Origin of the sequence: Phenylobacterium sp., assembly GCF_036501465.1 — a bacterium.
Lineage (GTDB): Bacteria > Pseudomonadota > Alphaproteobacteria > Caulobacterales > Caulobacteraceae > Phenylobacterium.
Map to the genome: position 1 here is coordinate 20,841 of NZ_DASYAF010000140.1, position 14,509 is coordinate 35,349.

The 14,509-nt window shown below is 70.7% G+C and carries 15 protein-coding genes; 13 read left to right on the forward strand and 2 right to left on the reverse strand.

What is annotated here, in order from left to right; genetic code table 11:
• Positions 1-66 precede the first annotated feature (66 nt).
• The gene (locus VGL85_RS14995; protein ID WP_331589762.1) at positions 67-972 is read left to right on the forward strand and encodes a hypothetical protein; all 906 of its coding nucleotides are present in this window, start codon (positions 67-69) and stop codon (positions 970-972) included.
• Here the strand turns inward: VGL85_RS14995 and VGL85_RS15000 are convergent.
• Complete coding sequence (locus tag VGL85_RS15000; protein ID WP_331589763.1) at positions 969-1,979, reverse strand: DNA topoisomerase IB; 1,011 nt, start codon at positions 1,977-1,979, stop codon at positions 969-971. The two genes, VGL85_RS14995 and VGL85_RS15000, sit on opposite strands and share 4 nt — an antisense overlap.
• Before the next feature lie 120 nt (positions 1,980-2,099).
• On the opposite strand from VGL85_RS15000, the gene rlmJ reads away from it, so the two are divergent.
• From rlmJ to VGL85_RS15035, 7 genes are all read left to right on the forward strand, one after another.
• Entirely contained in the window at positions 2,100-2,924 is an 825-nt protein-coding gene (rlmJ, locus tag VGL85_RS15005; RefSeq protein ID WP_331589764.1) for a 23S rRNA (adenine(2030)-N(6))-methyltransferase RlmJ, read from the forward strand.
• A 105-nt stretch (positions 2,925-3,029) separates the two neighbouring features.
• Positions 3,030-3,596: a hypothetical protein gene (locus VGL85_RS15010; protein WP_331589765.1), complete on the forward strand. Its 567-nt coding sequence runs from the start codon at positions 3,030-3,032 to the stop codon at positions 3,594-3,596.
• A gap of 79 nt (positions 3,597-3,675) precedes the next feature.
• The gene (locus VGL85_RS15015) at positions 3,676-4,236 is read left to right on the forward strand and encodes a sugar transferase (protein WP_414695274.1); all 561 of its coding nucleotides are present in this window, start codon (positions 3,676-3,678) and stop codon (positions 4,234-4,236) included.
• Positions 4,237-4,306: 70 nt separating this feature from the next.
• Positions 4,307-6,367, forward strand: a complete 2,061-nt coding sequence (locus VGL85_RS15020) for an AsmA family protein (RefSeq protein WP_331589767.1) — start codon at positions 4,307-4,309, stop codon at positions 6,365-6,367.
• Positions 6,368-6,426: 59 nt separating this feature from the next.
• A complete protein-coding gene (locus tag VGL85_RS15025) occupies positions 6,427-8,388 on the forward strand; it encodes a S9 family peptidase (RefSeq protein WP_331589768.1) in 1,962 nt (653 codons plus the stop codon).
• A 77-nt stretch (positions 8,389-8,465) separates the two neighbouring features.
• Positions 8,466-9,227, forward strand: a complete 762-nt coding sequence (locus tag VGL85_RS15030) for a methyltransferase (protein WP_331589769.1) — start codon at positions 8,466-8,468, stop codon at positions 9,225-9,227.
• 14 nt (positions 9,228-9,241) lie between these two features.
• Entirely contained in the window at positions 9,242-9,643 is a 402-nt protein-coding gene (locus tag VGL85_RS15035; protein WP_331589770.1) for a MarR family winged helix-turn-helix transcriptional regulator, read from the forward strand.
• Here the strand turns inward: VGL85_RS15035 and VGL85_RS15040 are convergent, their stop codons facing one another.
• The gene (locus VGL85_RS15040; protein ID WP_331589771.1) at positions 9,644-9,970 is read right to left on the reverse strand and encodes a hypothetical protein; all 327 of its coding nucleotides are present in this window, start codon (positions 9,968-9,970) and stop codon (positions 9,644-9,646) included.
• A gap of 192 nt (positions 9,971-10,162) precedes the next feature.
• Between VGL85_RS15040 and VGL85_RS15045 the strand changes: the two genes are divergently transcribed.
• The 5 genes from VGL85_RS15045 to VGL85_RS15065 all read left to right on the forward strand — a co-directional run bounded on the left by VGL85_RS15045 (position 10,163) and on the right by VGL85_RS15065 (position 14,480).
• Positions 10,163-10,921 (forward strand): hypothetical protein, encoded by a 759-nt coding sequence (locus tag VGL85_RS15045; protein ID WP_331589772.1) that lies wholly within the window; start codon positions 10,163-10,165, stop codon positions 10,919-10,921.
• Positions 10,922-10,979: 58 nt separating this feature from the next.
• Positions 10,980-12,125 carry an L-lactate dehydrogenase gene (locus VGL85_RS15050; protein ID WP_331589773.1) on the forward strand — a complete coding sequence of 382 codons (1,146 nt, stop codon included), beginning with the start codon at positions 10,980-10,982 and terminating at the stop codon, positions 12,123-12,125.
• Between the two features lie 109 nt (positions 12,126-12,234).
• Positions 12,235-12,423: a hypothetical protein gene (locus VGL85_RS15055; RefSeq protein ID WP_331589774.1), complete on the forward strand. Its 189-nt coding sequence runs from the start codon at positions 12,235-12,237 to the stop codon at positions 12,421-12,423.
• A gap of 51 nt (positions 12,424-12,474) precedes the next feature.
• Positions 12,475-13,152, forward strand: a complete 678-nt coding sequence (locus VGL85_RS15060; RefSeq protein WP_331589775.1) for a response regulator transcription factor — start codon at positions 12,475-12,477, stop codon at positions 13,150-13,152.
• Positions 13,153-13,157: 5 nt separating this feature from the next.
• Positions 13,158-14,480, forward strand: coding sequence for a HAMP domain-containing sensor histidine kinase (locus VGL85_RS15065; protein ID WP_331589776.1), 1,323 nt, complete (start codon positions 13,158-13,160; stop codon positions 14,478-14,480).
• Positions 14,481-14,509: the final 29 nt, after the last annotated feature.

Genomic DNA, 14,509 nt, shown 5'->3' on the forward strand with positions numbered 1-14,509 from the left:
CGGCAGCGGGTTGCATCATCGATTTCTGCCATACAGGGTCCCGCCCCCAACTCTGGAGGAGTGGCCATGTTCAGCAGCGTTCAACGGCGCGCCCATGCGGGTTTGCGTCAGGGTCTTCGGGTTTCCGTCACCGGCCTTGCGTTCGGCGCGGGTCTTCTTGCGGCCTCGTCCGCCCTTGCACAGGCGGCGCGCCTGCAGGCCGACGGCTTGGTCATGGCGGGCGGCGACGTGCACGCGGCCAACACCGGCTTCATCGGATCCAGCACGCCGCTCGCCGTGAACCTCAGCGCCACCAGTAGCGGCGACCCCTTGAGCTCGTCCAACGCCACCCTTTCGATCCTGGCCGACTACGGCTCGCTGGACGTGGCGGGGTCCGGCGCCGCCTCCGGCGTTCCGCAGCACGGCGCGCAGTCCCAGGCGATCGCCAACGGCGGGCCCATGGCGCAGTTCGAGGATGAGGTGGTGATCAATTCCGCCACCTTGGCGGCGGGCACGCAGGTGGCGATCACCTTCACCCTGGACTACACCGGCCAGGCGGTCTTCACCGGGAACGATCTGGGCCAGTTCCCGTCGTTCTCGACGATCACCAGCAAGTTCACGCTGGACGACCTGCACGACGACAGCAACGGCTTCAGCCTGCTGCACACCACCGGGACCTTCCACGACGTGCGCACGGTGATGCTGGGCGTGGGCGACACCCTGGATCTGCTCGGCACCCTGACCGGCGGCGGCGCGGCCATCCTGGACAACACGGTCGGCGGCAGCGCCAGCTTCGACTTCCACGACCCGATGAACATCTTCGTCGACGCCGGGCCGGGCGTGAGCCTGGTTTCGGCCAGCGGCCACGACTATTCGTCCGCGGCGCTCGCCCCGCCGGGCGTTCCGGAGCCCGCGGCCTGGACCCTGCTTTGCGCCGGCTTCCTGGGGCTGGGCGGCGTGTTGCGGGCGCGGCGCCGGGTCGCCGTGGCCTAGGCCCGGCGCGCGGCTTCCAGGAACTTCAACACCGAGAGTTCGAAGGCGCGGTCGTCGCTAGTCGCCTTGAGGTCGAGGTCGCCGGCCTCGTAGGCCGCCAGGATCGCCGGGTGGATGTAGGCGGCGCGGCAGACGGCCGGGGTGTTGCCCAGCACGCCCGCCACCGCCTTCACGCAGACGGTGACGTTGTGCTTCGCCGCGCCGGCCGGCAGGGCCAGCAGGGCGCGGGCGGCGGCGAGCGTCCCGGCCCAGGTCCGGAAGTCCTTGGCCGAGAAGTCCTCGCCGATCGCCGCGTGGATGTAGGCGTTGACGTCGGCGCTCTCGACGGCGTGGCGCTCGCCGTCCTCGTCGAGGTACTGGAACAGCCGTTGGCCGGGCAGGTCCTGGCAGGCCTTCAGGATGTGGGCGAGGCGACGGTCGCTGAAGCCCGTGCTGTGGACCTTGCCGCTCTTGCCGCGGAACTCGAACACCGCCCTGGTGGCGCCGATCTTCGCATGACGGCCGCGCAGGGTGGTGAGCCCGAAGCTCTTGTTGGCCTTGGCGTATTCCTCGTTGCCGACCCGGATCAGGGTGATCTCCATGACCCGGATCACCGCGGCCAGCACCTTGTCGCGGGGCAGGCCATGGCGGGCGAGGTCGTGGGTCACGCGGGCGCGCAGCCTGGGCAGGGCGCGGCCGAAGGCGATCAGCCGGTCGTACTTGTGGGCGTCGCGCACCTGCCGCCAGCGGGCGTGGTAGCGGTACTGTTTGCGGCCCCGCGCGTCGCGACCGGTGGCCTGGATGTGCCCGCGGGCGGAGGGCGCGATCCAGACATCGGTCCAGGCCGGCGGGATGGTGAGGGCGCGGATGCGGTCGAGCGTCGCCTGGTCGGTCACCGCTGTTCCCTCGGCGTCCACATAGTTGAAGCCACGGCCGGCCTTGCGGCGGCGGATGCCGGGGTCGAGGTCGCTGACATAGCTCAGATGGGCGGCGGCGAGGTCTTCGGCCGGCGCGTGGTCATCGCTCATGTCCCTGGCCACCGATCCGCCTCCACTGAAGCTCGGCCAACGTGCTATGCGCGGGGCCGGTTCCGGAGCCGGATCTTTTGAGCGACCGCCCCATGAACGACTGCCGATGAACGACCGCGGATGAACTACCGCCACGCCTTCCATGCCGGCAACTTCGCCGACCTGGTGAAGCACGCCGCCCTGCTGCGATGGCTGGGGCGGCTGACGGCCGGGCCGGGTTCGCTCTCGGTGATCGACACCCATGCCGGGCGCGGGCTGTACGACCTGGCGGGCGCCGAGGCGAAAAAGTCCGGCGAGGCCGAGGCGGGGATCGGCCGGCTGATGGCCGCCGCCGATGTGCCGGGAACCTTCGCGCCGCTGACCGAGGCCGTGCGGCGGCTGAACGGCGGCGGGTCGGTGCGGCGCTATCCGGGCTCGCCTTGGCTGATCGCCCAGGCGCTGCGCCCCGGCGACCGCTACCTGGCCTGCGAACTGCGCTCCGAGGAGCACGCCGTCCTGCGCGAGGCGCTGAAGGCCCGGCCCGGGGTGCGCACCGCCTGCGCCGACGGCTATGCGGCCGCGGTCGCCGAGACTCCGGCGTCTGGGCGCGTGCTGGTGCTGATCGACCCGCCATTCGAGCGGGCCGACGACTATGCGCGCATCGTCGAGACCCTGGCCGGCGTGCGCCGGCGCAACCGGGACACGGCGGCCCTGGTCTGGCTGCCGCTCAAGGACCTCGAGACCTTCGACGCCTTCCTGCGCGACCTGGAGGACGCGGTCGACGCGCCCCTGCTCGTGGCGGAGACCCGAATGCGGCCGCTCGCGGACCCGCTGAAGATGAACGGTTGCGCGCTGGTGCTGCTGAACCCGCCGGCCGGCCTCGCCGCCGAGCTGGAGGCGATCTGTGGATGGGCAGCTGGCTTGGGCGAGGGCGGCGCGGCGCGCGTCTATGCGCCCGGCGCCTAGTGGGGCGGCGCCCGATCACAAAGCGTAAATTCACAGAGGTTTCGCACGAGCCGGCGCGACGGGCGTGCTATGCTGCAGTGCACAAAGTCCAGCTTGGAGCCTGCCATGTCCGAAACCCCGCACGACGTTTCCCCCGACATCACCGAACGCGCGTTCGAGACCTTCTCGAAGTCGGATGTCCTGCTGCGGGTGCCGATGGGGCTCGCCTCGCCGCTGTGGGGCTTCTTCGCCGGCGCCGCCATGAGCGGTTCAGCCTGGTGGTGGATGACGCGCTTCGCCCGGATCGAGAACCTGGAAGCGATGTTCGGCGCGGCCGAGGTCCAAGCGGTCAAGGCCGCCACCCTGCCGCTGCCGGCCGTCGAGGCGGTGGTGAGCGCGGCCATCGAGACCCTGGATGCGGTCGAGGGGGCGGTCGAAGGTGCAGTGGCGACGGTGGTCGAGCCGGCCGCCGAAGCCGCGGTCGCGGCGCAGGTCGAAGCCACGGCGGAGGTTCTGGACGAACGCCCGGCCGAGCCGCCGCCGATCCTGGAAACCCTGGCGACCGCGCCGGAAATTGCGACGCCGGTCGGCGGCGAATCCGCCCCGATCTCGCCGGTGGTCGCGGCCGCGGCCCCCGAGCCGCAGGCCGCCATCCGGCCGAAGAAGAAGACGCCGCCGACCCAGGCCGACTGACGCCCGCTTGGCGGGTCCGCGCTTGAGCGCCTAAAACCGTCGCGCGGCGGCGACCGGGCCGCGCCGGGCGGGGATGGCGTTGAAGCGGGCCTTGGACATCGCAGGCGGCCTTGTGGGCCTGGTCGTGCTCGGCCTGCCGATGCTGGCGATCGCGCTGGCCGTGCGGCTGGAGAGCCGGGGGCCGTCGCTCCACTGGTCGCGGCGGGTGGGCCGGAACAATCGCATCTTCCGCATGCCCAAGTTCCGCACCATGCGCACCGGCGCGCCCGACGTGGCGACGCATCTGCTGGCCGACCCCGCCGCCTGGGTGACGCCATTGGGCCGGACCCTGCGCCGCGCCAGCCTGGATGAGCTGCCGCAGCTTTGGAGCGTGCTTGTGGGCGACATGAGCCTTGTGGGGCCCCGGCCGGCGCTGTTCAACCAGGACGACCTGGTTGCGCTACGCACCGAGGCCGGCGTCGACGCCCTTCGGCCGGGCCTGACCGGCTGGGCGCAGATCAACGGGCGCGACGAGCTGCCGATCCCCGAAAAGGTGCGGCTGGATCGCGAATATGCGGAGCGCATGTCGGTGGGCTTCGACCTCCGGATCATCGCGGCCACGGCCGTCGCCGCCCTGTCCGGCCGCGGCGTGCGGCACTAGGCCGGGAGACCGATCGGGGCCTTGTGCGTTGATGAAGCTCTGGAAGAACGGGGCGGCGCGGAGAGATCGATTGGCCGCTGAGATCGCACAGCCTGCCGCGGGCGCACGAACCCGCATCCGACGCCGCCGCTGGGCCTGGACCGCCGGCGCGTTCGCGGTGCTGGCCGCCGCGAGCGCAGGCCTGGCGGCGATCTGGGACTGGAACTGGTTCCGCGGGCCGGTGGCTGGAATCGCCTCGGATCGCATGCACCGCCAGGTCAGTATCGACGGCGACCTCAGCGCCCACCTGCTGTCCTGGCAGCCGAGCGCCACGGTCACCGGCGTGCGCGTCGCCAAGCCGGCGTGGGCCGGCCCCGGCGACTTCGCCGACATCGACCGCATCGCCATCCGGATCCGATTGATCCCGCTGCTGACCGGCCACCTGGACATGCGGCTGCTGGAGGTCGACCGGCCAAGGCTGGCGCTCTACCGCAACGCCGACGGCCTGGCCTCCTGGGACTTTTCCGACGGATCGAAGCCGGACGAGCCGCTGCGCATGCCGCCGGTCCGCCGCTTCATCGTCGACAACGGCCAGATCAACTATCGGGACGACCAGAAGAAGCTGACCTTCACGGGCGTGATCGACGCCAAGGAGCACCTGGGCCGCACCGACCGCGGCTTCCAGCTCACCGGCCAGGGCGCGCTGAACGCCCAGCCCTTCCATCTGGCGGTCACCGGCGGGCCGCTGCTGAACATCGACCGCGACAAACCCTATCCGTTCGACGCCGACATCACCGCCGGCGCGACCCACGTCACCGCCCAGGGCGCGGTGCCGAAGCCCTTCGACATGTCGAACTTCTGGATGAACGTCACCAGCCGCGGTCCGGACCTTTCGGACCTCTACGGACTGACCGGCGTGCCGCTGCCGAACACGCCGCCCTATGACCTGCGCGCGCGCCTGTCGCGCGATGTCCACCTGTGGAAGGTGGACGCCATCACCGGCCGCGTCGGCTCCAGCGACCTGACCGGTCGGCTGTCGGTGAAGACTGGCGGCAAGCGGCCGTTCCTGACCGCCGACCTGCACAGCCGCAGCCTCGACTTCCCCGACCTGGGGGCCCTGTTCGGCGGCGCGCGCAAGACCGGGCCGGTGGCCTCGCCCAAGCAGATCGCCGTAGCCAGGAGGTTGCAGGCCCAGAAGCGGATCTTCCCGGAATCGACCCTCGACTTCAGCCGCGTCCGCGCGATCGACGCCGACGTCAGCTTCAAGGCCGACGCGATCGCCAACGCGCCGATCAACCTGCGCTCGGGCTCGACGCGGGTGAAGCTGAACGCTGGCCTGTTGCGCGCCGACCCCCTGGTCCTCGACCTCCCGCAGGGCCGCATCACCGGCTTCGTGCAACTCGACGGCCGCAACACCGACGCGGTCACCGACCTCGACCTGCGGCTGGCCAACGCGCGCCTGGAGAGCCTGGTCCCGATCAAGTTCCGCGGCGTCCCGCCGTTCACCGGTTCGGTGGTGGCCCGCGCACGCCTGCATGGGACGGGCGACTCCCTGCACGACGCCATGGGCGACGCCAATGGCGAGGTGATGGTGGTGGTCCCCAACGGCCAGATCCAGAAGAGCCTCGCCGAACTCTCAGGCGTCGACCTGATCAAGGGTCTGGGCCTGCTGTGGTCCAAGGACCAGAGCACGACGCCGATCCGCTGCGGGGTGCTGCATTTCACCGGCCGCGGCGGGGTGCTCTCCGCCGACCGGCTGATCGTCGACACCGACCCGGTGCTGATCGACGGCGGCGGCTATATCAACCTCGACACCGAAGCGCTGGGTTTCACGGTGAAGGGGCATCCCAAGAAGTTCCAGCTGGTGCGGCTGCTGGCGCCGATCACGGTGAGCGGCCCGATGCTCAGCCCCAAGGTCGACGTCCACAAGGGCCAGGCGATCGCCCAGGGTGCAGGCGCGGTGGCGCTGGGCGCGGTGCTGTCGCCGCTGGCGGCGCTGCTGCCGTTCGTCGACGGGGGCCTGGCGAAGAACGCCGACTGCGCCGGCCTGCGCGCCGAGGGCCAGGCGCAGGGCGCGCCGGTGAGCTCCGCCAAGCCTGCGCCCGCCAAGTCCGCCGCCGCCAGGCCCGCGCCTGGATCGCCGCGCCGCTGAAGCCTTGAATTTCCCATGCGCCGGCGCGCAACTGTCGTCGCGCAGGAGAGGGAAGGCCGATGCGGAAATTGCGGACACTGTGCGCCGTGGGCGCGCTGGCGCTGGCGTCGGGCCTGCTGGCGGACCGGACGGCCCTGGCGGCCGTGCCGGGCCCGGCGCGGCCGATCACCGATCCGAAGAGCGTGGTTTCCGCATCGAAGCCCGCCCCGCCGCCGGCGCCGGTCGCCGCCCTGTTCGACAACCGCGCGGCCCTGGACGCCGCCTGGAGCCCGGACGGCAAATGGGTGGTGGTCTCCGCCAACCTCTCCGGCCGCTACAACCTCTGGAAATATCCGGCCGGCGGCGGCGAGCCGGTCCAGCTCACCAAGAACGACGACCGCCAGTCGGGGCTGACGATCTCGCCCGACGGCAAGTGGGTGGTCTATCAGCAGGACCACGGCGGCGACGAAATGTACGACCTCTACGCAGTGCCCCTGGCCGGCGGCGAGCCGGTGAACCTGACCCAGTCGGCGACCGTATCGGAGACGAATGCGGTCTTCTCGCCGGACGGCCGGCGGCTGGCCTTCGCCGCCAAGCCGAAGACCTCGCCAATCAGCGACGTGGCGGTGATGGACTTCGCCAGCCGCAAGGTGACGCAACTCACCCACGAACCCACGAAGGACAATCGCTGGGCGCCGGCAGTCTTCACGCCCGACGGCAAGGGCGTGATCGCCAATCGCGGCGACGTGGGCTCGACGACCGGCAGCATCTGGCGACTGGACCCGGCAGGGAAGGCCGCACCGAGGCAGGTCACCCACGGCGAGGGCAGGGTGCGCATCGGGGCGGCCGACATCTCGAAGGACGGCAAGCTGCTTTCCATCACCTCCAACGCCAAGGGGGGCCGCGACCAGGCCGGCCTCATGGAGGTTGCGACCGGGACTGTGAAATGGCTTTCGCCCAGCCCGTGGGAGCAGCGCGGCGGCGGCTTCTCCCCCGACGGCGACCGGGTGATCGTGACCACCGACGCCGATGGCCGCCAGGACCTTTCGGCCTACGACCTCAAGACCGGCAAGACCGCGAAGCTGGCGTTGCCGCCGGGCTTCAGCTTCCCGGCGGGCGGCGATGACAGCCCCTTCGCCCGGGACGGCCGCCTGCTGGTCGGCCATGACGCATCCAACACGCCCTTCGACTACTGGACGCTCGACCAGGCGGGTCGGGCGAAGCGCCTGACCCATTTCGCCGCCCCCGGCTTCGATCCGGCGCACGTGCCCAGCTCGCGGATCGTCCACTACAGAAGCGCCGACGGCACGGTGATCAGCGCGATCCTGATGGTCCCGTTCGGGCTGAAGCGCGACGGCTCGGCGCCTGCCGTGGTCACGCCGCATGGCGGCCCCGCCAACCAGACCACCGACCGCTTCAGCCGCCAGAACGTGGCCCTGGTCTCCAGGGGCTATGTGGTGATCGCGCCCAACCCGCGCGGGTCCACCGGCTATGGCCAGGCGTTCCAGGACGCCAACCACAAGGACCTGGGCGGCGGCGACCTGACCGACGAGGTCTATGCGGCGAAGTTCCTGGTCGCGACCGGCTATGTGAACCCCAAGAAGATCGGCATCACCGGAGGGTCTTACGGCGGCTTCATGACCCTGATGGCGGTGGGCAAGACGCCGGACGTCTGGGCCGCCGGCGTGTCGCTCTACGGCATCATCAACTGGTACGAGATGATGAAGCATGAGGCCGCCGGATTGCAGGCCTATCAGCGCACCCTGATCGGCGACCCGGTGGCGGACAAGGCGGTCTACGACGCCGACTCGCCGATGACCTACATCAAGCGGACCAAGGCGCCGCTGCTGATCCTGCAGGGCGAGAACGACATCCGCGTGCCGCGAGGGCAGGCGGCCGAGGTGGTGGAGACGCTGAAGTCGGTCGGCGCGACCGTGGACGTCCACTACTATCCCGGCGAAGGCCACGGCTTCGCCAAGCGCGAGAACCAGATCGACAGCCTGGAGCGCACGATCGCCTGGTTCGACAAGTACCTGAAGTAGGGGCGGCGAGGGCCAGACCGGCTTGACCGTGCATCTGCATTGTATATACATCGTTGTATATGCAACGAGGAACGCCCATGCGCCGCGCCGCGATCTCCGTCCTTTCGCTTTCGCTGATGCTGTCCCCGATCGTGGCATGGGCGGCAGAAGCGGTCCCGCCGAACATCGCCGCCGCCGTCGCCGATCCGGGCCGTCCTGCCGCGGACAAGGCGCGCGACGCGAACCGCAAGCCGGCCGAGATCCTGGCCTTCGCCGGGGTGAAGCCGGGCGAAAAGGTGGGCGACTATGCGGCCGGGCAGGGCTACTTCACCCGCCTGTTCGCCGCCGCGGTGGGGCCGGGCGGGCATGTCTACGCCACGGTCCCGGCCTCGCTTTTCCAGTACCAGAACATCGTCGAGGGCATCGCCGACATCGACGCCTACGCGAAGGACCACGCCAACGTTTCGGTGACGGCGGCTTCAGCCCTGGATTCAGCGCGTTATCCGGAAAAGCTCGACCTGTTCTGGATATCCCAGAACTACCACGACCTGAAGGATCCCTTCATGGGGCCGGTGGACATGGCGGCCTTCAACAGGACGGTGTTCGCCGCGCTCAAGCCGGGCGGGACCTACATCGTGCTCGACCACGTGGCCGCCCCCGGATCGCCGGCCGATGTCACCGACACCCTGCACCGGATCGAGCCTTCGGTGGTGCGCCGCGAAGTCGAGGCCGCAGGGTTCAAATTCGTCGGTCAGAGCAATCTTTTGGCAAATCCGGCGGACCCTCATGACAAGGGCGTGTTCGACGCCTCCATCCGGGGCCGGACCGACCAGTTCGTCCTGAAGTTCCGCAAGCCCTAGGAGCCCAAAGCGCCATGTCGAGTTGCGTCTGCCTGCATGTGCGCCGCGCGGCCCGGGTGCTGACCCGCCTCTACGACGAGGCGCTGGCCCCCTGCGGGCTCACCTCCATGCAGCTCGGCACGCTCGACAGCCTGGCCGACCACGGCCCGATGACGGTGACGCGCATGGCGACGATCAACAGCCATGAGCGCAGCGCCACCTGGCGCGGGCTGCAGCCGCTGATCCGCCGCGGCGTGGTGCGTCGCGCCGGGACCGGCGGGCGGGCCGACCGCTACGAGATCACGCCGGCGGGCCGGGCGCTGTTGAGCCAGGCGCTGGAGCTCTGGAAAGGCGTGCAGGGCCGGGTGGTCGACTACCTGGGCGAGGACGCCCAGCGCCTGACCCTGATCGCCGACCGGCTCGACGCCCTGGAATAGCTAGCGGTCCGCCGCGTCACGCAGGCATTTCAGCCAGGCGTCCTCGCGCTTCTTCTCGGCGTCGCGCAGGGCGGTCTCGGCGTCGCGGACCCCGGCGTCGTGCTTGCGCCACTCGGCGACGGCGCCTTCACGCGCGGAGCGGGCGGCCTCCAGGGTCGGGAAGCGGGCGAGGACCGCGCGCACCGAATAGCTCACCGGCGGGCCGACGGTCTCGCGGTCGGGATAGAAGCCGGTGATGGAGTCCTTGCTCTCGGTCTCGATGTGGAAGACGTCCGCCCAGCCGGCATGATGGCGCATCAGGGCCCAGGGCCGTTCCATCTCGCTCACCGATCTCTCCTCGCTGTCTGGTCTTCGAATCCACCGCGACGAATCCCGGTGGCCGCGCGGGCCGCAACCTAGCGCAGCGCCCGCCGCGGTCCAACGCCGCGTCCGCGGATTTGGGCTTTGCCAGACGCCGCATCCGTGGAAAAGCCTTGGCCATTGATTTGATCCATAGCGTCTCACGCGAGCGTTCGAACCTTGCCCAATATCGTGATCGGCCGGCAATTCTGCGGGCCCCCCAATTCCGGCAACGGCGGCTATGTCTGCGGCGTCATCGCCCGCGGCCTCGACGGTCCGGCGAAGGCGGTGCTGCGCGCGCCGGTGCCGTTGGACATCGAGCTCAGCCTCGACGACGCCGAGGGCGCCATCCAGCTCACCAGCGCCGAGGGCCTGCTGATCGGGATCTCCGCGCCCGGCGACGCCTCGGTCCTGCCGCAGCCGCCCCCGGCGCCCGGGCTGGAGGCCGCCCGCGCCGCGAGCGAACGCTATCCGGGCCACCGCCAGCCGATTCATCCGATCTGCTTCACCTGCGGAACCGACCGGATCGAGGGTGACGGCCTGCGGGTCTTCCCCGGCCAGCTCGAGGGCGCGCCGGAAGGCCACCTGGCCTGCGTCTGGACGCCGGACGCCGCCTTCGCCGATGCCGATGGCCTGACGCCGAGCGAGATCGTCTGGGCGGCGCTGGACTGCCCGGGCTTCTTCGCCTGGGTGGTGAAGGAGGGCCGCCACGGCGCGCTGCTCGGCACCATGACCGGCGAGGTGACCCGCCGCCCGCGCGCGGGCGAGACGACCATCGTCACGGCCTGGCCGCTGGTAAGAGAGGGCCGCAAGGAGACCGCCGGCGTGGCCCTGTTCTCCGAAGGCGGCGAGCTTCTGGCCCGGGCGCACCAGGTCTGGATCACCATGGCGCAGGCCTTCCCGGCGAAGGCCGCGGAAGCCGGTGCGGCCACCGCCTAGGCTTGCGCCCGACGACGCATCGGGCTCCAACTTCGGCGAACCAGGCGGGAGGACAACTGTGCGCGCGGCTTCGGTCTCGGACTATCGGGAGCTCGCGCGCCGCCGGCTCCCCAACATCTTCTTCGAATATATCGACGGCGGCTCCTATGCCGAGGTGACGCTGAAGCGGAACGTGGCCGACCTGGAGGCGCTGGCCCTGCGCCAGCGGGTCATGCAGGACATGTCCCAGCTCGACATGACGGTGACGACGCTGGGCCAGACGCTGGCCATGCCGGTGGGCCTGGCGCCGGTGGGCATGGCCGGCATGTACGCCCGGCGCGGCGAAACCCAGGCGGCGAAGGCTGCGCAGGCGGCCGGGCTGCCGTTCGTGCTCTCGGCCATGGGGATCTGCGGCGCCGAGGAGGTGACCAGGGCCGCGGGCGTCCCGCCCTGGTTCCAGCTCTATATGCTGAAGGACCGCGGCTTCATGCGCGAGCTGCTAGGCCGCATGAAAGCCCTCGGTTGCCCCGTGCTGGTGTTCACCGTCGACCTGCCGACGCCCGGCGCGCGCTACCGGGACCTGCGCTCCGGCTTCACCGGGGCCAGCGGCTTTTCGGGCTGGCTGAACACCACGCTCGACGGGCTGAACCATCCGGCCTGGCTGTGGGACGTGGGCCTGCATGGCCGCCCGCACACCCTGGGCTCGGTGGCGAGCGCCCTGCAGGGCGGTGGGCGCAGCGTCACCGACTTCCTGTCCTGGGTGGCCAAGAGCTTCGATCGCTCGGTGACCTGGAAGGACCTGGACTGGGTGCGCGAGACCTGGGACGGGCCGATCGTCATCAAGGGCGTGCTGGACGTGGCCGACGCCAAGGATGCGGTGAAGGCCGGCGCGCAGGGCTTGATCGTCTCCAACCACGGCGGGCGGCAACTGGACGGGGTGCGCTCGTCGATCTCCGCCCTGCCGCCGATCGCTGACGCGGTAGGCGGCGATCTCGAGGTCTATATGGATGGCGGCATCCGCTCGGGCCTCGATGTGCTGAAGGCCATGGCTCGCGGCGCCAAGGCCGTCTTCATCGGCCGCGCCTGGGCCTACGCCTTGGGGGCTGGCGGCGAATCCACGGTGGCGAGGATGCTGGCGACGCTGAAGTCGGAACTCGCCGTGGCGATGATTCTCACCGGTAAGGCGAAGCTGCGTGACGCCGGCCGCGATCTGCTGGATACCTAGGGCGACGGCGGAATCGCGTTATCCGGGATTGCGCCATCAAAGGCCCGTGACCCGGCGAAACCCTTTACGCTGTCGAGGGTTCTGTCGGCCACACGCTCTCGGAGGCCCAATGTCGCAGTCGCTTTGTCTCGCCTATTCGCTCAGCCAGGCCGAAGAGGGCTGGCGGTGGAGCGTCTATGACGAGGACGGCGTGACCGTGGCCGACGGATCCGACGCCGATCGTGACGCCGCCCAGGCGGCGGTGGAAAGCGCCCTGCGCTCGCCGCCGGCGCCCGGGGCCTTCCTGAAGGTCGTCTGAGGCCACACCGGCCCCCTTGCGCGCGCCGCAGTTCGCGGCAGGCTCGCGTGCGTGAAACTGCTCATCGTTGAAGACGACCGCGAAGCCGCCGGCTATTTGAAGCGCGCCCTGTCGGAGGCCGGCCACGCCGTGGACTTCGCCACCAACGGCCGCGACGGCCTGCTCTTGGCTGCCGGCGAGCCCTACGACGTGATCGTGCTGGACCGCATGCTGCCGCAGGTGGATGGCCTGGCGATCCTGCGGACCATCCGCGCCTCGGGGGTCAAGACGCCGGTGCTGCTGCTGACGGCGCTGGGTGGCATCGACGACCGGGTCGAGGGCCTGGAGGCCGGCGCCGACGACTATCTGGTCAAGCCCTTCGCCTTCGCCGAGCTGCTGGCCCGGGTGAACGCCCTGGCGCGCCGCCCGCCCACCCAGGAACTGCGCACCGAACTGGCCATCGCCGACCTGAAACTGGACCTCATGAAGCGCACCGTCACGCGTGGCGGGCGGCGGATCGAGCTCCAGCCGCGCGAATTCCAGATCCTGGAATACCTGCTGCGCCACGCCGGCCGGGTGGTCACCCGCACCATGCTGCTGGAGAGCGTCTGGGATTTCCACTTCGACCCCAAGACCAACATCGTCGAGACCCACATGAGCCGGCTGCGCGGCAAGGTGGACCGCGGCCACGGCCATGACCTGATCCACACGGTGCGCGGCGCCGGCTACGTGCTGCGCGAGCCGGACTAGCCGCGATGTTCCGCTCCACCAGCCTGCGCCTGGCCGGCCTCTACACGACGATCTTCGCGATCCTGGTGGTGGTGGTCGGCGTGGTGACCCTGGTCGCCACGCGCCAGGCGCTCTCGGCCCAGTTCGACGCCCGCATCCGCGCCGAGTCCGCCGCCCTGGTGCAGGAGTATCGCGCCGAGGGCCTGACCGGGGTGATCGATGCGGTCCATGAACGGGACCGGACGCCGGGCTCGCTGGCCTTCGGCCTGGAGGGGCCGGGCGGGCGGGCGCTGGCCGGCCAGCTCGCCGCCGAGCACGCCGCCCTGGGCTGGTCAAACCTGCGGCCGGCCGGGTCGGGCGAGACCTTGCGGCTGTTCGCCGTCGCCTTGCCGGACGGCCACCGGCTGCTGGTCGGCGACGACGAGGAGCGGGTCGAGGCCTTGGACGGCGCCGTGCTGCGGGTGTTCGCCATCGCGCTGGCGGTGGTGGTGATCCTGGGCGTCGCCGGCGGCTATGCGCTGAGCGGCGACGTACACCGCCGGCTGGCGGCGATCTCGGGCACGGCGGAGGCGATCATCGACGGCGACCTTGGCCGCCGGGTGCCGGTGCGCGGTTCCGACGACGACCTCGACCGCCTGGCCGCCACCTTCAACCGCATGCTGGACCGGATCGCGGTGCTCATGGACAGCCTGAAACAAGTGTCCGGCGACATCGCCCACGACCTGCGCACGCCTCTGACCCGCCTGCGCCAGAAGCTGGAGGCGGGGCAGGCGCGACCTGAAGACCGCGAGGCGGCGCTGGAGGGGGCGCTGGCCGATCTGGATTCGATCCTGGAGACCTTCGCGGCCTTGCTGCGCATCGCCCAGATCGAGGGCGGGGCGCGGCGCGCGGGCTTCCGGCCCTGCGATCTCGCCCAGCTGGCCCAGCACGTCACCGAAGCCTTCTCGCCCTCGGCGGAAGACCAGCGCCAGTCCCTGGGCTTCGAGCCGCCGGCGGACGGGGCGGTTCGGGTCGACGGCGACGCGGAATTGCTGACCCAGCTGCTGGTCAATCTGGTGGAGAACGCCCTGCGCCATGCGGGGCCGGACGCCCACATCGCCGTGCGGGTCGGTCGCGCCGGGCGGGGCGCGGTGCTGTCGGTCACCGATGACGGACCGGGCGTGCCGGAAGCCGAACGCGAGCGGCTGTTCGACCGTTTCTACCGGCTGGAGCGCAGTCGCTCGACACCCGGCAGCGGCCTGGGCCTGGCCCTGGTGGCGGCGGTGGCGCGGCTGCATGGGGCGGAGGTGGCGCTGTTTCCGGCGGAGCCCGGGTTGGAGGCGCGCGTCGCTTTTCCCGAGGCGACCTAGCACAGGTTGTGTGGTCCAACATTGGGGTT

What these genes read in the sequence shown, in the direction of transcription:
- VGL85_RS14995 (WP_331589762.1), top strand. Translation starts at nt 67, where the DNA reads ATGTTCAGCAGCGTTCAACGGCGCGCCCATGCGGGTTTGCGTCAGGGT.
- VGL85_RS15035 (WP_331589770.1), top strand. Translation starts at nt 9,242, where the DNA reads ATGTCGAGTTGCGTCTGCCTGCATGTGCGCCGCGCGGCCCGGGTGCTG.
- VGL85_RS15010 (WP_331589765.1), top strand. Translation starts at nt 3,030, where the DNA reads ATGTCCGAAACCCCGCACGACGTTTCCCCCGACATCACCGAACGCGCG.
- rlmJ (WP_331589764.1), top strand. Translation starts at nt 2,100, where the DNA reads ATGAACTACCGCCACGCCTTCCATGCCGGCAACTTCGCCGACCTGGTG.
- VGL85_RS15025 (WP_331589768.1), top strand. Translation starts at nt 6,427, where the DNA reads ATGCGGAAATTGCGGACACTGTGCGCCGTGGGCGCGCTGGCGCTGGCG.
- VGL85_RS15055 (WP_331589774.1), top strand. Translation starts at nt 12,235, where the DNA reads ATGTCGCAGTCGCTTTGTCTCGCCTATTCGCTCAGCCAGGCCGAAGAG.
- VGL85_RS15065 (WP_331589776.1), top strand. Translation starts at nt 13,158, where the DNA reads ATGTTCCGCTCCACCAGCCTGCGCCTGGCCGGCCTCTACACGACGATC.
- VGL85_RS15030 (WP_331589769.1), top strand. Translation starts at nt 8,466, where the DNA reads ATGCGCCGCGCCGCGATCTCCGTCCTTTCGCTTTCGCTGATGCTGTCC.
- VGL85_RS15000 (WP_331589763.1), bottom strand. Translation starts at nt 1,979, where the DNA reads ATGAGCGATGACCACGCGCCGGCCGAAGACCTCGCCGCCGCCCATCTG.